The organism is Pseudomonas sp. CFBP13508 (assembly GCF_005233515.1).
In the GTDB taxonomy this organism is placed as follows: domain Bacteria; phylum Pseudomonadota; class Gammaproteobacteria; order Pseudomonadales; family Pseudomonadaceae; genus Aquipseudomonas; species Aquipseudomonas mercuritolerans.
In genome coordinates, this window is sequence record NZ_QFZZ01000003.1 from 307,412 (window position 1) to 325,077 (window position 17,666).

The 17,666-nt window shown below is 59.7% G+C and carries 13 protein-coding genes; 5 read left to right on the forward strand and 8 right to left on the reverse strand.

Translation table 11 applies throughout. The annotated features are described in order from the left end of the window. Positions 1-230: 230 nt before the first annotated feature. Together ilvD and PspCFBP13508_RS09800 are read left to right on the forward strand one after the other, a co-directional pair. A complete protein-coding gene (gene ilvD, locus PspCFBP13508_RS09795) occupies positions 231-2,072 on the forward strand; it encodes a dihydroxy-acid dehydratase (protein WP_137214326.1) in 1,842 nt (613 codons plus the stop codon). A gap of 499 nt (positions 2,073-2,571) precedes the next feature. After that, positions 2,572-4,326, forward strand: a complete 1,755-nt coding sequence (locus PspCFBP13508_RS09800; RefSeq protein ID WP_178084482.1) for an anti-phage dCTP deaminase — start codon at positions 2,572-2,574, stop codon at positions 4,324-4,326. A gap of 283 nt (positions 4,327-4,609) precedes the next feature. Here the strand turns inward: PspCFBP13508_RS09800 and PspCFBP13508_RS09805 are convergent, their stop codons facing one another. After that, positions 4,610-5,665, reverse strand: a complete 1,056-nt coding sequence (locus PspCFBP13508_RS09805; RefSeq protein ID WP_137214327.1) for a haloacid dehalogenase-like hydrolase — start codon at positions 5,663-5,665, stop codon at positions 4,610-4,612. Between the two features lie 239 nt (positions 5,666-5,904). On the opposite strand from PspCFBP13508_RS09805, the gene PspCFBP13508_RS09810 reads away from it, so the two are divergent. After that, positions 5,905-7,296: an L-cystine transporter gene (locus PspCFBP13508_RS09810; RefSeq protein WP_137214328.1), complete on the forward strand. Its 1,392-nt coding sequence runs from the start codon at positions 5,905-5,907 to the stop codon at positions 7,294-7,296. 90 nt (positions 7,297-7,386) lie between these two features. Here the strand turns inward: PspCFBP13508_RS09810 and PspCFBP13508_RS09815 are convergent, their stop codons facing one another. Beyond that, a complete protein-coding gene (locus PspCFBP13508_RS09815) occupies positions 7,387-7,899 on the reverse strand; it encodes a dihydrofolate reductase (RefSeq protein WP_137214329.1) in 513 nt (170 codons plus the stop codon). Positions 7,900-7,984: 85 nt separating this feature from the next. On the opposite strand from PspCFBP13508_RS09815, the gene PspCFBP13508_RS09820 reads away from it, so the two are divergent. Both PspCFBP13508_RS09820 and PspCFBP13508_RS09825 read left to right on the forward strand, forming a co-directional pair. Beyond that, positions 7,985-9,358 (forward strand): DUF2868 domain-containing protein, encoded by a 1,374-nt coding sequence (locus PspCFBP13508_RS09820; protein ID WP_137214330.1) that lies wholly within the window; start codon positions 7,985-7,987, stop codon positions 9,356-9,358. Beyond that, the gene (locus PspCFBP13508_RS09825) at positions 9,351-10,736 is read left to right on the forward strand and encodes a GTPase/DUF3482 domain-containing protein (protein WP_137214331.1); all 1,386 of its coding nucleotides are present in this window, start codon (positions 9,351-9,353) and stop codon (positions 10,734-10,736) included. The genes PspCFBP13508_RS09820 and PspCFBP13508_RS09825 overlap by 8 nt, the downstream gene beginning before the upstream one ends. Before the next feature lie 162 nt (positions 10,737-10,898). Here the strand turns inward: PspCFBP13508_RS09825 and PspCFBP13508_RS09830 are convergent, their stop codons facing one another. The 6 genes from PspCFBP13508_RS09830 to PspCFBP13508_RS09855 all read right to left on the reverse strand — a co-directional run bounded on the left by PspCFBP13508_RS09830 (position 10,899) and on the right by PspCFBP13508_RS09855 (position 17,655). Then, positions 10,899-11,456, reverse strand: coding sequence for a phosphonate degradation HD-domain oxygenase (locus tag PspCFBP13508_RS09830; RefSeq protein ID WP_137214332.1), 558 nt, complete (start codon positions 11,454-11,456; stop codon positions 10,899-10,901). Further along, entirely contained in the window at positions 11,453-12,586 is a 1,134-nt protein-coding gene (locus PspCFBP13508_RS09835) for a TIGR03364 family FAD-dependent oxidoreductase (RefSeq protein ID WP_137214333.1), read from the reverse strand. The genes PspCFBP13508_RS09830 and PspCFBP13508_RS09835 overlap by 4 nt, the downstream gene beginning before the upstream one ends. Positions 12,587-12,704: 118 nt before the next feature. After that, positions 12,705-13,730 carry a putative 2-aminoethylphosphonate ABC transporter substrate-binding protein gene (locus PspCFBP13508_RS09840; protein ID WP_042606530.1) on the reverse strand — a complete coding sequence of 342 codons (1,026 nt, stop codon included), beginning with the start codon at positions 13,728-13,730 and terminating at the stop codon, positions 12,705-12,707. A 26-nt stretch (positions 13,731-13,756) separates the two neighbouring features. Beyond that, positions 13,757-15,481: a putative 2-aminoethylphosphonate ABC transporter permease subunit gene (locus PspCFBP13508_RS09845; protein ID WP_137214334.1), complete on the reverse strand. Its 1,725-nt coding sequence runs from the start codon at positions 15,479-15,481 to the stop codon at positions 13,757-13,759. Continuing rightward, positions 15,481-16,557, reverse strand: a complete 1,077-nt coding sequence (locus PspCFBP13508_RS09850; protein WP_130911882.1) for a putative 2-aminoethylphosphonate ABC transporter ATP-binding protein — start codon at positions 16,555-16,557, stop codon at positions 15,481-15,483. Before PspCFBP13508_RS09850 ends, PspCFBP13508_RS09845 begins: the two co-directional genes overlap by 1 nt. Positions 16,558-16,791: 234 nt before the next feature. Further along, entirely contained in the window at positions 16,792-17,655 is an 864-nt protein-coding gene (locus PspCFBP13508_RS09855) for a LysR family transcriptional regulator (RefSeq protein WP_137214335.1), read from the reverse strand. Between the last annotated feature and the right edge of the window lie 11 nt (positions 17,656-17,666).

Below are 17,666 nucleotides of genomic sequence, written 5' to 3' on the forward strand. Positions count from 1 at the left end.
CTCTTCAGCGGGGGAACAACGCTTGCGCCATTCCCTCGCGACGCCAGCGGTGTAGAATCGCCTCATTCATCGCCATTCATCCCCGGCGGGTTTATGAGCTCAGGCTGAGACCAGCGGCGATCCCGCAACGTCATCGGCAGCTTCCGGACACACGGCCATTTTTCGGGTGTTTCAGAGGTCAACAGAAGCTCACTCCCCTTTAGTACGTGATTAGCCGCCCGGAGTGCTCCATGCCAGATTACCGCTCGAAAACATCCACCCACGGCCGCAACATGGCCGGCGCCCGCGCACTGTGGCGCGCCACCGGCATGAAAGATGACGACTTCAAGAAGCCGATCATTGCCATCGCCAACTCGTTCACCCAGTTCGTCCCGGGGCATGTGCACCTGAAGGACCTGGGTCAACTGGTCGCCCGCGAAATCGAACGCGCCGGTGGCGTGGCCAAGGAATTCAACACCATCGCCGTCGATGACGGCATCGCCATGGGCCACGACGGCATGCTGTATTCGCTGCCGAGCCGCGAGATCATCGCCGACTCCGTCGAATACATGGTCAATGCCCACTGCGCCGACGCCATCGTGTGCATTTCCAACTGCGACAAGATCACCCCGGGCATGCTGATGGCCGCGCTGCGCCTGAACATCCCGGTGATCTTCGTTTCCGGTGGCCCGATGGAAGCCGGCAAGACCAAACTCGCTTCCCACGGTCTCGACCTCGTCGACGCCATGGTCATCGCCGCCGACTCCAGCGCTTCTGACGAGAAAGTCGCCGAGTACGAGCGTAGCGCCTGTCCGACCTGCGGTTCGTGCTCCGGCATGTTCACCGCCAACTCGATGAACTGCCTGACCGAAGCACTGGGTCTGGCCTTGCCGGGCAACGGTTCGACTCTGGCCACCCACAGCGACCGCGAACAGCTGTTCCTCCAGGCCGGGCGCACCATCGTCGAGCTGTGCAAGCGTTACTACGGCGAGGACGATGACTCCGTTCTGCCGCGCAACATCGCCAACTTCAAGGCGTTCGAGAACGCGATGATGCTCGACATCGCCATGGGCGGTTCGACCAACACCATCCTGCACTTGCTCGCAGCCGCCCAGGAAGCCGAGATCGATTTCGACCTGCGCGACATCGACCGTCTCTCGCGCAGCGTGCCGCAGCTGTGCAAAGTCGCACCGAACATCCAGAAGTACCACATGGAAGACGTGCACCGCGCCGGCGGCATTTTCAGCATCCTCGGTTCGCTGGCCCGTGGCGGCCTGCTGCACACCGACTTGCCGACCGTGCACAGCCGCAGCATGGAAGAAGCCATCGCCAAGTGGGACATCACCCAGACCAGCGATGAAGCGGTGCATCACTTCTTCAAGGCAGGTCCTGCGGGCATTCCGACCCAGACCGCATTCAGCCAGTCGACCCGTTGGGAAACCCTCGACGACGACCGTGAAAACGGCTGCATCCGCAGCTTCGAGCACGCCTATTCGCAAGAAGGCGGCCTCGCCGTGCTGTACGGCAACATCGCGTTGGACGGTTGCGTGGTGAAAACCGCCGGGGTTGATGAGTCGATCCACGTCTTCGAAGGCAACGCGAAAATCTTCGAAAGCCAGGACAGCGCCGTGCGCGGCATCCTCGCCGACGAAGTGAAGGAAGGCGACATCGTCATCATTCGCTACGAAGGCCCGAAAGGCGGCCCGGGCATGCAGGAAATGCTCTACCCGACGTCCTACCTGAAATCCAAAGGTCTGGGCAAAGCCTGTGCGCTGCTCACCGACGGGCGTTTCTCCGGCGGTACTTCCGGCCTGTCGATCGGCCACGCTTCGCCAGAGGCTGCGGCCGGTGGCGCGATCGGTCTGGTGCAGGATGGCGACAAGGTGCTGATCGACATTCCGAACCGCTCGATCAACCTGTTGGTCAGCGACGAAGAACTGGCGGCACGCCGCGCCGAGCAGGACAAGAAAGGCTGGAAACCGGTTGAAGTGCGCCCACGCAAAGTAACCACTGCGCTCAAGGCCTACGCCCTGCTGGCGACCAGTGCCGACAAGGGTGCTGTGCGCAACAAGGCGATGCTCGACGGGCTGTAAGGCTTAACCGTCGTACAATAAATGCCCCGCCAAGTGCGGGGCATTTTTGTTAATCGATTAATCGCCGTTTGGCACGGAATAGATATCTGCCCAATGCATGGAAAGCATTCCCATACAGAGTCATCTAAGTAATCTTTGGCTCTCAAAGACATTTAGAATTTTATGATGACACCGGGGCACGCTACCCATCACGTAAGGTCGGCTCCGAGAGCTTTCATGGCAAGTTTTAATTCGAAATACAAAACCCTTCTATAAGCGCATCGAGACCTCACAATACAAAGGAAAAATTTCCTACTTGCTGACACTTTGTTTCCGAGCACAAAATCCGACATATATCACAAGAAACACCCCCGCAGGCGCCATAAAAATATTCTACAAAAAAGTTTCACGGTGCATCTAGCCAATAAGTCCTCGAAGCGCTATGTTGATCGCAATTGGCATTCGGAGCCACGGCAACGATCTTTGCCACTTTATATAATTCTCGTATAAAGGATTGAGCATGCGCTTTGACGGAACAATCGACGAGTTAAAGAAAAAATTAGAACCAATCTCGTCAGCGGGAGAATGGAGAGAAATAAATGAAAACCAACATCAATTTAAAACCAAAAGTAAAGGGAGCTTAAACTGGTACCCCTCTACAGGGAGAATTCATTTCCAAGGAAAGGCCCACTCAGCACACAAACTCAAGTTATCAGTAGAACCACTATTAAACACTGAAGACCAAAGCAAGAACAACAAAACAGATCGTTCAGAAGAAAACAAAGAGATTTTAGAAGAACTATCAACCACGGACACATCAGAGAATGCCTATTTCATAGATGACACCTACTCCGACTCAGAGCTAATCATTGGGCTTGTCGGTACAATTGGCACAGACCTACCTGAAGTTTCAAAGCTAATAACTGACAGACTAAAAACTTTCAAGTACGAAACACGCATCATAAAAATCTCAACTGACATAATTGCAAACATTGGAAACCCCTCTAAGAGCAGTCATGAATTTGAGAGGATCAGCTCATATATGGAGGAAGGAAATAGACTAAGAAAAGAAAGCCAAGATAATTCAATTTTAGCTTTAGGCGCTGCGGCCCAAATAAATAAATCGAGAGGAAAACAGGAGCCGCTTCGGCGGAATGCTTTTATTGTAAACTCGTTAAAAAGCCCTGCCGAAGTTCAAAAATTAAGAAAAATATACTCAGATGGCTTTTTCTTGATCGGTGTCCATGCTGACCATACGCGCAGACATGAATATTTGACTAAAGATAAATCCATGTCCAAAGAGCAAGCATCGAAGCTTATTGAACGAGATGCAGACGAAAGGGAAGAGTACGGACAGCACACTCGTGACACTTATCACCTTTCGGACTTCTTCATCGATTACAATGGCAATTCCGACTCCTTAAAGAAACAGATTTGGCGAATTTTAGATCTTCTCTTTGGGAAACCGTACATCACGCCAACATTCGACGAATATGCAATGTTCATGGCATTCTCCGCATCATTAAGATCTGCAGATCTTTCTCGCCAAGTTGGCGCTGTGCTGACAAAAAGCCGTTGCATTATTTCAACAGGCGCCAATGATGTCCCTAAAGCACATGGAGGGTTGTATTGGCCAGATATCGACGAAAAAACGCAAGAAATTGTTGATATCGCCGACGGCCGAGACTACATGAAAGGAGAGGACTCGAATGCGATACAGAAAAGATTAATTATAGAAGGAATAATAGAAGCCGTCCCCGAACGGTATCGAGAAGAATTAAGCCCCCTCATAAAAAATAGCAAAATAAAAGATATTACGGAGTACGGCCGAGTTGTTCACGCTGAAATGGAGGCTCTTCTGTCTAGTGCTAGATCTGGAATAAGCACTGCGGGCAGTCATTTATATTGCACTACTTTTCCATGCCACAACTGCGCCAAGCATATCGTGGCAGCTGGAATACAACGAGTCATTTATGTAGAACCTTATCCGAAGAGCAAAGCGTTAGAATTTCACTCAGATTCAATATCTTTAGACAAAGAAAGCAATAATGTCATTTTTGAGCCTTTTATAGGGGTTGGACCAAGGAGCTTTTTTAATCTATTCTCAACAAATCTCGGTAGCGGCTATCCAGTAATTCGGAAAACCGACCAAGGTGAAATCATTGACTGGAAAGAATCAGATGCTAAATTGCGGACCCAGATGTTGCCTTGTTCGTACATGGAACGTGAAACCATAGCTGCAGCTCTGCTATCAAGGTACATAGAGGAAAACTAATATGACCAGCAACAAGCAAGATTTCATCAATTACCTCAATGAGTCCCGCCGCGTGGTAGAGCAGTGGCCCACTTGGAAACAGGAGTCACTTAAAGCAGCCCAAGCAAACTCACGCTCACCAAACCCTCCCCCCCGAGATCGCGAAAAAAGCTGATTTTGTATCCACTCCCACATGCCGATGAATGCGGGCTCGTTTCCGAAGGTTTGTCGTCAGTCGATATCGTTACTGGTGACTACCGCTTCGCAAGCAAGCCCGTTTGGCCTGTAGAGCCTGAAATAGGGCTTATTGAATTTCTTCCGGTTTAACGATCACCCAGTTCTTGTCCGCCGTCACCAGCAATCCTTCCTTGGCCTGCGCGGCCGCGTGCTTGGCCATCATGCCATTGAGCTGGGTCATGTACTTGTCCTTGCGGTTGATCCACAAGTGAATGCCGCCCTTGGCCACGTCGACATCGTGGAACAGCATGTAGCCGTCGCTGGTCGGGGTATCGCCACCGACCAGTACCGGTTTTTTCCATTCATCGATATAGGTCAGGATCGCCGCGTGCTTGCCGGCCATCCACGTTGCCGGGGTCCACAGGTAAGGCGTCAGCTCCAGGCCGAGGTTGGCCTTCTCGTCATATTTGCCGGCAGTGATCTGTTTGCGCGCGGTGGTCAGCTCGCCGGTCTTCTGATCCTTGAGCAGCAGTGAAACGCCGATGACGTTCTGCGGTTTGACGTTGTAGCCGTACTTGGGATCCGCCGCGACCATGCGCACCAGTTCCTCTGAGGCGGCGGTCATTACGTAGACCTCGATGCCGTTCTCCATCAGCTTGTTATACAGCTCCTGCTGGCCAGTGAAGATCTTCGGCGGATTGACGTCGAGTTTCTTCACCACATCGCCTTCGTAATACGTCGCCGGCACCGGTTTGCCCGAAGCCATCAACTCGTCGACGTAGCCCTTGAGCTCCTTGAGGGTGAAGCCGGAGAACACCTGCGCCACCCATGGGTAGCAAACCATGTCGTCGACTTCGCAGAGCCGGTAGTAATAACTGAACAGGCTTTCCTTGTGCTCGGCGGTGTCCTTGAAGGGCATCAGTTTCAGCGACGGATCGAGCTTGTCACGGGTGATCAGGCCCTTGTTTTCCATGAACGGCAGCAAGGATTCTTCGAGGTCGTAGCGGTAACTGGTGTTGTCCATGTCGAACACCGCGTAATTACCCTTGTTGGCGTTGGCGGCAATCATCGCGTCCAGCGCCTTGGCCTGATCTGCCGGCCAATGCTTGAGGTCCGTGGCAAATGCCTGGCCGGCGAGGCCAGCCGCCAGTGCCACAGCCAACAACGTGCGTGCAATTCTCATAGCGCTACTCCCCGATGCAAAGAGTTCGACGCTAACAAATCAGTGTGACAACCCTCACCTGTCAGCGACCGCCTGCGTCCCCTGCGCGCCAGTTGCATTGCCGACAGCGACACGCTCTTATTCCAAAAACGACGGACGCCCTGCCATTTTGGTATTAAATCATTGCAAATCAAGCTGTTAGGCTTGCCGGTTCGCAGCAGCCCCGGATGGCTGTTGGCACAGTCTTTTCTGGAGTCCTCATGAATCTACCGCTGATTCTCAACCTGCTGGTGTTCCTCGCCCTGCTCTTCGGCCTGGCGCAAACCCGCCATACGACCTGGAGCCTGGCGAAAAAAGTCCTGCTTGCACTGATCCTCGGCGTGGCGTTCGGCGTAGCGCTGCACACGATTTACGGCGCCGGCAACCCGGTGCTGAAAGCCTCGATCGGCTGGTTCGATCTGGTCGGCAATGGTTACGTGCAACTGCTGCAGATGATCGTAATCCCGCTGGTCTTCGCATCGATCCTCAGCGCCGTGGCCCGTCTGCATAACGCCTCGTCGCTGGGCAAGATCAGTTTCCTGACCATCGGCACGCTGCTGTTCACTACCGCTATCGCGGCGCTGGTCGGCATCGGCCTGACCAACCTGTTCGGCCTCAGCGCTGAAGGTCTGGTCGCCGGCACGCAGGAAATGGCACGCCTGCAAACCATTCAGAACGACTACGCCGGCAAGGTCGCCGACCTGAATGTGCCGCAATTGCTGCTGTCGTTCATTCCGCAGAACCCGTTTGCCGACCTGGCCCGGGCCAAGCCGACCTCGATCATCAGTGTGGTGATCTTCGCCGCGTTCCTCGGGGTCGCCGCACTGCAACTGCTCAAGGACGACGTCGAGAAAGGTCAGAAAGTGATCAACGCCATCGACACCCTGCAAGCCTGGGTGATGCGTCTGGTGCGTCTGGTGATGAAGCTGACCCCGTACGGTGTGCTGGCGCTGATGACCAAAGTGGTCGCCGGTTCCAACCTGCAAGACATCATCAAGCTCGGCAGTTTCGTCGTGGTGTCGTATATCGGCCTGGGCCTGATGTTCGTCGTGCACGGCGTACTGGTGTCGGCCGCCGGGATCAACCCGCTGCGTTTCTTCCGCAAGATCTGGCCGGTGCTGACCTTCGCCTTCACCAGCCGCTCCAGCGCGGCGACCATTCCGCTGAGCATCGAAGCGCAGACCCGTCGTCTGGGCATTCCGTCGTCGGTCGCCAGTTTCGCTGCCTCGTTCGGCGCAACGATTGGCCAGAACGGTTGCGCCGGCCTGTACCCGGCAATGTTGGCGGTGATGGTGGCACCAACGGTCGGCATCAACCCGCTGGATCCGCTGTGGATCGCGACACTGGTAGCGATTGTCACGTTGAGCTCGGCCGGTGTCGCCGGAGTTGGCGGCGGCGCAACGTTCGCCGCCCTGATCGTGCTGCCAGCAATGGGCTTGCCGGTGTCACTGGTGGCGTTGCTGATTTCGGTGGAGCCGCTCATCGATATGGGCCGCACCGCGTTGAACGTGAGTGGCTCGATTACCGCTGGGGCGATAACCAGTCAGGTCATGCAGCAGACGGATAAAGCATTGCTGGATGCTGATGAGCATGCCGAGTTGGCTCAGGCGTGATGTAAAGCAAGATCAAAAGATCGCAGCCTTCGGCAGCTCCTACAGGGGAGATGCGTACATCCTGTAGGAGCTGCCGAAGGCTGCGATCTTTTAGGCTTTTTCCCAGACTTCGAAGTTGTACGCGGGTTTATCTTCAACCGCCGGATTTTCAACATTCGACACCAGTTTCCACTGGTGCACATCAAACTCCGGAAACCACGCATCCCCCTGCGGGCTCAGCGCCACGCGGGTCAGGTACAGCCGATCGGCCTGCGCCAGCCCTTGCGCATACAACTGCGCGCCGCCAATCAGCATCAGTTCATCAACGCCCTGGGCTTTCGCCCATTCCTCGGCGCGGGCCACGGCGGCTTCCAGCGACGGATAGACCTCGGCACCTTCGAGCTGCAGATCGGTCTGGCGGCTGACTACGATGTTCAAGCGCCCCGGCAGCGGCCGGCCGAGCGAATCCCAGGTCTTGCGGCCCATGATGATCGGCTTGCCGAGCGTGGTCGCCTTGAAGTATTTGAAGTCCCCCGGCAGGTGCCAGGGCATGCTGTTGTCGACGCCGATCACGCGGTTTTCACCGAGGGCTGCGATCAGGCTGAGGGGCAGTGATTTAGTCATGGCGGCGAGGATACCAGAGCCGCGCTTACCCCGATAAGCGCCACAGCGGTTATGCTCAGCGCTCGATTTAGCGACGGGACGCCGCGTGACTGAACTGACTCCACTGCAAAACCTCTGGCTCACCGAAACCATCCGCCTGCGCGAAGAACACGCGGGGCCGCTGGATGATCTGGAAGCCAATCGTCTGGCCCGCACCGCTGGCGGCGATCTGCCGAGCCGCATTGCGCGCCGGGCGCTATGGCTGGCCGAGCGCGACGGACTGACCGCCGCGCTCAGGCACTGGCTGCAAGGCGCGCGCCTGGCGCTGGTGCTGTTGATGATTTTCGCCGTGCTCAGCGGCGCCGGCCTGGCCTTCGCCGCGCTCGGGCAGACGCCGGTGAATGTGTTCTGGGCCTTGGGCAGTCTGCTCGGGATCAATTTGATTTTGCTACTGAGCTGGGCGCTGGGCTTGGTCTTCGCTGGCGAGCACGGCGCCACCCTTGGGCGCTTGTGGCTGTGGCTCAGCGAAAAATTCGCCCGCGACGCCAAAGCCGCGCAACTGGCGCCGGCCCTGCTGTTGTTGCTGCAACGCAAGAAACTCAACCGCTGGGCACTCGGCGCCTTGGTCAATGGCCTGTGGTTGCTGGCAATGCTCAGCGCGCTGATCCTGCTGTTGACGCTGATGGCCACGCGGCGCTACGGCTTTGTCTGGGAAACCACGATCCTCGGCGCCGACACCTTTATCCACCTCACCCAAGCCCTCGGCTATCTGCCGGCGCTGCTCGGTTTCAACGTGCCGACCGAGGAAATGATCCGCGCCAGCGGCGACGGTGCCCTCGACATCGAAAGCGCACGACAGGCCTGGGCGACCTGGCTGGTCGGTGTACTGGTGGTCTTCGGCGTGCTGCCGCGCCTGCTGCTCGCGCTGTTGTGCCTGTGGCGCTGGAACAGCGGCAAAGCCGCGCTGCGCCTGGATCTGAACCTGCCCGGCTACGCGCAACTGCGCGAACGGTTGATGCCAACCAGCGAGCGCCTCGGCGTCAACGACCCGGAGCCGGCGCAACTGCATCGCGTCGAAAGCAACGTCGGCGAACTGGCCAGTGAAGGCGCGCTGCTGGTGGCGATCGAATTGGACGAACAGCGTCCGTGGCCACCCGCGCTGCCGAAAAACGTTAGCAACGCAGGCATCCTCGACAGTCGCGAATCGCGGCACAAACTGCTCGAACAACTCAGTCGCTTCCCGCCGGCGCGGCTGGCCATCGCTTGCGATCCACGACGTTCGCCGGATCGCGGCAGCCTCGCATTGATCGCCGAACTCGCGCGCAACGCCGGCGCCACTCGGATCTGGCTGCTGCAAGCGCCGCCTGGCGAAGCGCTGGACGGGCAACGTCTGGGTGACTGGCACGCGGCGCTGCAACAGCTGGAACTGCCATTTGCCGATTGCGCGCCGATGAACTGGCTGGAGAGCGGACATGACTGATGCACGCAAGGCCCCGCTGAAACTTGCGGTGGTCGGCCACACCAACGTCGGCAAGACCTCGCTGCTGCGCACGCTGACCCGCGATGTCGGCTTCGGCGAAGTCTCGCACCGGCCGAGCACCACCCGACATGTCGAAGGCGCGCGCTTGTCGGTGGATGGCGAGCCGTTGCTCGATCTGTACGACACGCCGGGGCTGGAAGATGCGATCGCCCTGCTGGATTTTCTCGAGCGTCTGGAACGCCCCGGCGAACGTCTCGACGGCCCGGCGCGGCTGGCGCGGTTTCTCGACGGCAGCGAGGCGCGCCAGCGTTTCGAACAGGAAGCCAAGGTACTGCGGCAGTTGCTCGCCTCCGACGCCGGTCTGTATGTGATCGACGCCCGCGAGCCGGTGCTGGCCAAGTACCGCGACGAACTGGAAGTGCTCGCCAGTTGCGGCAAGCCGCTGCTGCCGGTGCTGAATTTCGTCAGCAGCGCCAACCATCGCGAACCCGATTGGCGCGAGGCGCTGGCGCGGCTGGGGCTACATGCGCTGGTACGTTTCGACAGCGTCGCACCGCCCGAGGATGGCGAGCGGCGCTTGTACGAAAGCCTCGCCCTGCTATTGGAAAACGCCCGGCCGCAGCTGGAGCGGTTGATCGCCGACCAGCAGGCGCAGCGCCTCGCGCGCCAGCAAAGTGCCGCGCGCCTGATTGCCGAATTGCTGATCGATTGCGCCGCGTGCCGGCGCAGTGTGGTCAGCGAAGCCGAGCAGGAACAGCAGGCGATCAGCGAACTGCGCAAAGCTGTACGCCAGCGTGAGCAGAAGTGCGTTGAGGCGCTGCTCAAGCTCTACGCGTTTCGCCCGCAGGACGCGGCGGCCAGTGATTTGCCGTTGCTCGACGGGCGCTGGGGCGATGACCTGTTCAATCCGGAAACCCTGAAACAACTCGGCGTGCGCGTCGGCGGCGGCGTTGCTGCCGGTGCGGCGGCCGGGGCTGGCGTGGATTTACTGGTCGGCGGGATTACTCTCGGCGCAGCGGCACTGGCCGGCGCGATTGCCGGTGGCGCGCTGCAAACGGCGCGCAGTTATGGCAGTCGCCTGCTCGGCAAGATCAAAGGCCAGCGGGAATTGACGGTGGATGACGCCGTGCTGCGCCTGTTGGCGTTGCGCCAGCGCCAGTTGTTGCTGGCACTCGATCAGCGTGGGCATGCGGCGATGGACAGCATTCAGGTGGCCACGCCTGTGGATAAAACCTGGCGCGAAGGCAAGTTGCCCGAGGCCTTGGGCAAGGCCCGGGCGCATCCGCAGTGGTCGTCGCTCAATCCGCAGGCGAAGTTGAACCAGGCGCAAAGGCAGGAGCAGGTTGAGGCGTTGGTTGATCGGGTGCTTGAGCTTTAGATCGCTACCCCCTCACCCCAGCCCTCTCCCGGAGGGAGAGGGGGCCGACTGTGTTGCTCTTGGGTCATACACTGACCTGAGATATCCAGTCGAACTCAGGTTTGAAAAGCACGGAGATCAGCTCCCTCTCCCTCCGGGAGAGGGCTGGGGTGAGGGCTGCAATCACTCAGCCGACAACAATTTCTCAGCCTTGCGCTTTAACACACTCAGATCCACCAGCGGCACCGCAACCTCCTTCGCCAACTCATCCCAGCGCCGCATGCGCAAACTCAGCGCACACAACGGATCAGCCTCGAACGCATCCGCCTCAGCCGCGCACATTACCCCGCCCTGATATTCCAGCGTGCGCCGACTCGCCTCACTCAACCGCGCGTAATAGCCCGGCTCGCGCAAGGTCAGATAGCGTTTGGCCTGAACGTGATATTCCACCAGCCGCGCCAGCCGTTCGCTGAAACCTGCCTCACGCAGATAATCGGCACCGAGCCGTTCATGGCTGACCACGCCATAACCGCCCATGTTTTCCGCGCCCTCGGCACACAAATGGCCGATGTCATGAAAGAACGCCGCCAGCACTACTTCATCGTCACAGCCTTCGGCCATCGCCAGCTCGGCGGCCTGGGACATGTGCTCGAGCTGCGACACCGGTTCGCCGATGTAATCGCTGGCGCCGAAGCGTTCATACAGGCCGAACACCCGGGCGATCACCTGTTCGTGGTTCATGCCTCCTCCAGTAATTGCGCGATGTTGCGTTCCGCCAGCGCCGGGCCGACGCTCATGCCGACGCCGGTGTGCATCAGCGCCACGCTCAGGCCCGGTGCCGGGCGCAGGAATGAAAACGGCGCCGGCCCACGAGCACCATAGACGCCCTGCCAGCGTTCGACCACTTGCACCTGGCAGCCCAGGGTCTGCTCGGCGAGTTCGAGCATCCAGTTGTCGACCTGTTCGGCATTGAACGGTGACGCATCGCTGCCGTAATGATGCGAATCGCCGATGATCAACTCACCATACGGCGTCGGGCTGATCAGCAGGTGAATGCCGTTGGCGTGCAGGTGCGGTTGTTCACGGAGAATCTGCGCCTGCACCGCTGCGGCTTCCGGCAGATCGGCGAAAGCGCCGTAGTGCACGCAGCTCAGGCCGGTGAGCACGGCGTGTTGCAGATTGAGACCGGCCTGCGGTCTGGCGCGGAGCATTTGCAAACGACAGATCTGCGGATTGAGCGCGGCAATCGGCTCGGCCAGCAGGGTCTGATAATCGTGGCCGGAGCAGACGATGATCTGCTTGCCGGTAAAACTGCCGGCGGTGCTGTGCAGACGCCCCGGCTCGACGTCGCGCACCAGCGTGGAAAAGTGAAACTCGACGCCGAGGTCACGGCGCAAGTAGTCGATCAGCGCCGGAATCGCTTCGCGCGAGTACAACTGCTGATCATCGATACCGTGCAGCGCGGCGCGGTGATGGCTGAACTGGCCGCCATACAGATCACGCAACGCCGCGCCGCGCAGCAGCTCGACGTTGTAGCCATGCTCGACCGCGCGGCCGGCGCAGAAGGCTTCGAGCAGGTGTTCTTCGGCCTCGCTGCGGGCGAACAGGTATGAGCCGTTGCGCTTGACCTGCAGGCCGGCAAGTTGCGCCCAGTCGCCCCAGATCTCGCGGCTGGCCTTGGCCAGTTCGAGCATGATGCCGGGCGGCTGACCGGTCACCAGCGCCTGGCCGAAGTTGCGCACCGAAGCGCCGAGGGGCGTGGCGGTGCGTTCGAATACCGCGACCTTGAGGCCGCGCTTGGCGGCGGCATAGGCGTGGGACAGACCGAGGATGCCGGCGCCGATGATGAGCAGGTCTTTGGGTTGTGTCATGTAGAGGTGCTCTGAATGAGAAACCGCTTTCGCGAGCAGGCTCGCTCCCACAGGGGACAGCATTGCAACTGTGGGAGCGAGCCTGCTCGCGATGGGGCCTTGTCAGTCGATAAAGATCTTACTTGGCGACAACTTTCTCGGACTTGCCGTCATACCGCTTGCGCCATTCAGCCAGGATCTCGTCGCGATTCTTCGAGGCCCAGGCAAAGTCGTTCTTGATCAGACGCTGCTCATAGTCGGCCGGCAATTCGGTCTGCGGCTTGGCAATCCCCGGCTGGGCGAGCACGGCGAAGTTTTCCTTGTACAGATCCATCGCCTCGGCGCTGGCGGAGAAATCAGCGAGTTTCTTCGCCGCTTCTTCATGCGGTGTGCCTTTGATCACCGCTGTCGCTTCGATCTCCCAGCCCAGACCTTCCTTCGGCAGGATGATGTCCAGCGGCGCGCCCTGGCGTTTCAGCTGTACGGCTGGATATTCAAAGGAAATCCCGATCGGAAACTCCCCCGCCGCCGCCAGCTTGCAAGGCTTGGAACCGGAGTGGACGTACTGGCCGATGTTCTGGTGCAGGCCGTCCATATACGCCCAGCCTTGCTTCTCGCCGAAGGTTTGCAGCCAGGCGCTCACGTCGAGGAAACCAGTGCCGGACGACGCCGGGTTGGGCATGACGATCTTGCCCTTGTACTCAGGCTTGGTCAGGTCCTGCCAGCTCACCGGTTTGCTCAGCCCCTGCTTCTCGGCCTCGACAGTGTTGAAGCAAATGGTCGCGGCCCACACATCCATGCCGACCCAGGCTGGCGGGTTGGCGGCGTCGCGGTAGTTCGCGCCGATCTTGCCGAGATCTTTCGGTGCATAGCTTTGCAGCATGCCTTGCTGATCGAGGATCGCAAGGCTCGACGCGGCCAGGCCCCATACCGCGTCGGCCTGCGGGCGGGCTTTTTCGGCGAGCAGTTTGGCGGTGATGATCCCGGTGGAATCGCGCACCCATTTGATCTCGACGTCCGGGTTGGCCTTTTCAAAAGCCTCCTTGTAGGACTTCAGTTGTTCGGCTTCGAGGGCGGTGTACACCGTCAACTCGGTTTTTGCCGCGAAGGCATTCAGGCTGAAAGTCGCGAGCACAGCAGCGGCCAGGGCCATAGGCTTGAACATGAGCGTTTTCCTGTAGGTGAGTTGAATCAGTGACCGGGCGCGGTTTGCCGCCAGGCTTGAGAACGGCGCAGCAAGCCGCGCGAAGCCCACGCCAGCAGCAGCGACACGCCGGCCGAGGTGAACAGAATCAGGGTCGACATCGCCGCCGCACCGCCGACGTTGCCGGCGTCGTCCATGTTCAGCACCGCCACCGCCGCGAGAATGGTGTCGGGGCTGTAGAGGAAGATCGCGGCGGAAACCGTGGTCATCGCCGAGACGAACAGGTAGCGCACGATGTCCAGCAGCGCCGGCAGGCAGATCGGCACGGTGACGCGCAGGTAATGCCGGTACAGCGGCGCCTTCAGCGACAGCGCCGCCGCTTCGAACTCGGCGTCGAGCTGGCGCAGCGCGGTGGTCGCGGTCATTTGTGCGGTGGTCAGATAGTGCGCAATGGTGCAGACGATCAGCAGCGTCATCGTCCCGTAGAGCACATGCAGCGGATTGCCGCTGAGGTTGAAGAAGAAAACGTAACCCAGGCCAAGCACCAGCCCCGGCACCGCCATCGGCACGAAGCTGAGCATGCGCAAAGCCAGGTTGAGCCCGCGCTGAGTGCTGGTTTTCTCCATCAGATAGGCACCAGTGAAAATCAGCACGCTGCCAATCAGCGCGGTGCCCAGCGCCATTTTCAGACTGTTGCTGTAGGCGAGCCAGCCACCGCCGGCGGTCTCGTTGAACTGATAGTGGTTGAGCGACAGCGACAGGTTGTACGGCCAGAACTTCACCAGCGAGGAGAACACTGCCATGCCGAATACCAACAGCAACGCGGCGCAGATCAGCAAAACAATCGCCAGATAGCAGCCATCGCGCAGCCTGGACGGCAGCGGCTTGAACACCTGCGCGCGCCCGCTCATGGAGTCGCCGTGACCCCGACGCAACCACGCATCGACGCCGAAGCTGAACAGCGCCGGCAGCAACAACACCATGCCGATCAAGGCGCCGCGACCGAATTGCTGCTGACCGACCACGGCTTTATAGGCTTCCAGCGCCAACACCTGATAGTCGCCACCGACCACCACTGGCACACCAAAATCGGTGATGGTCAGGGTGAACACCAGACAGAACGCGGCGAACACCGCCTGGCGGGTCGCCGGCCAGGTGATGCTGCGAAACGCCTTGGCCGGACTGGCGCCCATGCTCGACGCGGCATCGAACAGACGTGCATCGGCCAGCGACAATGCCGAGAGCAAAATCATCAGGGCATGAGGAAAGGTGTAGATCACCTCGCCCAGCACAATGCCCCAGAAGCCATAGATATTGTCCGAGAGCAGCCCACGCAACATGCCCTGATTGCCGAACAGATAGACCAGGGCAATCCCCGGCAGCATCGACGGCGCCATCAGCGGCAGCAGGGAAATCCCGCGCCAGATGCCTTTGCCCGGAATCAGCGTGCGTTGCAGCGCGTAGGCAAACAGGTAGGCCAGCGGTACGACAATGGCCGCAACGCTGAGGGACACTTTCAGGCTGTTGCCGAGCAGCCAGTGGAAATTGGCGCTGGTCACCAACTCCTTCGCCGCGAGCCAGCCACCCCCCTGCCCGGCGTCATTGCTGAAACCGCGCCAGAAGATCGCCAGCAACGGCAACAGCACCGCGAGGCCGAGCAACACCAGCAGGAGGACTTTGCCGCCCACCACGAACAGGCGATCACCGATCTCGGCTTTCGAGGACTGTCGCACCTGCTTGTGCGGTAGCGGCAGCGCGAGGTTGCTGTTCATCAGGCGAACACCTGCAAACTGCGCGGCGGCAAGGCAACCATGATCTGCTGCGCGCCGAGGCGCGGCATGGCCTCCGGGGCGAGTTCGGCAAGCAGCGCGTGGCCCGGAAGTTGATCGAGTTCGAAGCTCATCCGGCAACGATTGCCGAGGAAGGTGATTTCGCGAACCTTGGCCGGGAACAGGTTCTCTTCGTGCACCAGCGGATTGACGTTGATCGCCTCCGGGCGGCAGAACAGTCGACCCGAAGCGCCGTGCACGCTGCCATCGGCCAGACGCAGATTCATCCCGCCGACCTGGGCGTGACTGTCGCTGCTGCGCTGGAACGGCAGCCAGTTGCCCTGGCCGACAAACTCGGCCACGAACGGCGTGGCGGGGCGGTTGTAGATTTCCTGCGGCGTGGCGTACTGCTCGACCCGGCCGTTGTTCATTACCGCGATGCGGTCGGCCATCAACATCGCTTCGTCCTGATTGTGCGTGACCATCAGCGTAGTGATGCCGAGGTTGCGTTGCAGCTGACGCAGCTCGGTGCACAGATGCTCGCGCACCCGCGCGTCGAGGGCCGACATTGGTTCGTCGAGCAACAGCAGTGACGGCGCCGGCGCCAATGCGCGAGCGAGCGCTACTCGCTGTTGCTGACCGCCGGACAATTGGCCTGGGTACTTTTTCTCACTGCCGCTGAGGCCCACCAGTTCCAGCATCTGACCGACACGCCGGCGCACTTCATCGCGCCCGCTGCCGGCGAGGCCGTAGGCAATGTTCGCCTCGACCGTCAGATTGGGAAACAACGCGTAGGACTGGAACAGAATCCCGTAATCCCGCGCTTGCGGGGCAAGGTGCGAGACATCGCGATCGCCCAGGTACAACTCGCCGCTGTCCTGCCGCTCCAGACCGGCAATGCAGCGCAGCAGCGTGGTCTTGCCACAGCCCGACGGGCCGAGCAGGCACACCAGTTCGCCGGCGGCGACATCGAGGGAGACGTTGTCCAGCGCAGTGAACGCACCGAAACGCTTGTGCACGCCGCGCACTTTCATCGGCGCGCCGGGGTTGGTCAGGGCAGTTGCGATGGCAGGATTCATGGACAGGCCTCATCAAACGGATGAGGCCAATCCTAGAGTTGTAATGCGTCCGTCATGTGGCAGCGAGGCAAAAACGGCTGATAGTGGTATTCGGGGATTTTGGTTCAGATTGTGTTTTGCCTGGGGTGACGCCTTCGCGAGCAGGCTCGCTCCCACAGGGGATCGTGTTCACAACCCAAATCCAATGTGGGAGCGAGCCTGCTCGCGAAGAGGCCTTTTCAGACATTGAAGGTCTCATGCCGGAGACATCTCTTGTGCCAAGCCGAGAAACGCCGCCGGCAGACGCGCGCCCTTCCTCTCTTTGAGGCAATACAGATACTCCGGAATCTGCGGTGCATTCTCGATGGTCAGCACGCGCAGTTGCGGATCATGCGGCACTTCCTGCCGCGCGATGATGCTGATGCCGATATTGCGCAGCACCGCCTCGCGAATCGACTCGCGGCTGCCGATCTCCAGCAACGGCCCGAAGCTTACTCCGGCGCTGGCCAGCAACTCTTCGGTCAACCGCCGCGTGGTCGAACCCGACTCGCGCATCAACAACGTATGCCCGGCCAGCGCATTCAACGTCACATGCTCAAGCGAGGCCAACGGATGATTGCGATGCACCGCCAGCACCAGCGGATCAGTGCCGAGCACCCGGCGAATCAACCGCGTATCGTCGAGCAGCTGCGACGACGCCGCGACATCCACGCGGTAATCCTCCAGCGCTTCCAGCACCTGCTGCGAGTTGCCGATTTCCACCGAAACCTCCACCTGTGGCAAACGCTCGCGGAAGGTCTTCACCAGATCGAGGATGTAATACGGCGCCGTCGCGGCAATGCGCAGCGTGCCCTGGACCTGCCCACTGTTGCGCAGGAAAAACTCGATGTCCGCCTCTTGCTGCAACAGGGTCTTGACCATCGGCAGCAAGCGCGCGCCTTCGTCACTGACGCTTAAACGGCGCCCGCCACGGTAGAACAACTCCACCGAATACTGACTCTCCAGATTGCGGATCTGCGTGGTCACGGTCGGTTGGCTGAGGCCGAGTTTTTTCGCCGCCAGCGTGATGCTGCCCAGGCGGGCGACCATGTAAAACGCTTTCAGCTCGGCACTCAGCACACTCTTTCCTC

What these genes read in the sequence shown, in the direction of transcription:
- PspCFBP13508_RS09825 (WP_137214331.1), top strand. Translation starts at nt 9,351, where the DNA reads ATGACTGATGCACGCAAGGCCCCGCTGAAACTTGCGGTGGTCGGCCAC.
- PspCFBP13508_RS09805 (WP_137214327.1), bottom strand. Translation starts at nt 5,665, where the DNA reads ATGAGAATTGCACGCACGTTGTTGGCTGTGGCACTGGCGGCTGGCCTC.
- PspCFBP13508_RS09840 (WP_042606530.1), bottom strand. Translation starts at nt 13,730, where the DNA reads ATGTTCAAGCCTATGGCCCTGGCCGCTGCTGTGCTCGCGACTTTCAGC.
- PspCFBP13508_RS09845 (WP_137214334.1), bottom strand. Translation starts at nt 15,481, where the DNA reads ATGAACAGCAACCTCGCGCTGCCGCTACCGCACAAGCAGGTGCGACAG.
- PspCFBP13508_RS09835 (WP_137214333.1), bottom strand. Translation starts at nt 12,586, where the DNA reads ATGACACAACCCAAAGACCTGCTCATCATCGGCGCCGGCATCCTCGGT.
- PspCFBP13508_RS09815 (WP_137214329.1), bottom strand. Translation starts at nt 7,899, where the DNA reads ATGACTAAATCACTGCCCCTCAGCCTGATCGCAGCCCTCGGTGAAAAC.
- PspCFBP13508_RS09810 (WP_137214328.1), top strand. Translation starts at nt 5,905, where the DNA reads ATGAATCTACCGCTGATTCTCAACCTGCTGGTGTTCCTCGCCCTGCTC.
- PspCFBP13508_RS09830 (WP_137214332.1), bottom strand. Translation starts at nt 11,456, where the DNA reads ATGAACCACGAACAGGTGATCGCCCGGGTGTTCGGCCTGTATGAACGC.
- PspCFBP13508_RS09800 (WP_178084482.1), top strand. Translation starts at nt 2,572, where the DNA reads ATGCGCTTTGACGGAACAATCGACGAGTTAAAGAAAAAATTAGAACCA.
- ilvD (WP_137214326.1), top strand. Translation starts at nt 231, where the DNA reads ATGCCAGATTACCGCTCGAAAACATCCACCCACGGCCGCAACATGGCC.
- PspCFBP13508_RS09850 (WP_130911882.1), bottom strand. Translation starts at nt 16,557, where the DNA reads ATGAATCCTGCCATCGCAACTGCCCTGACCAACCCCGGCGCGCCGATG.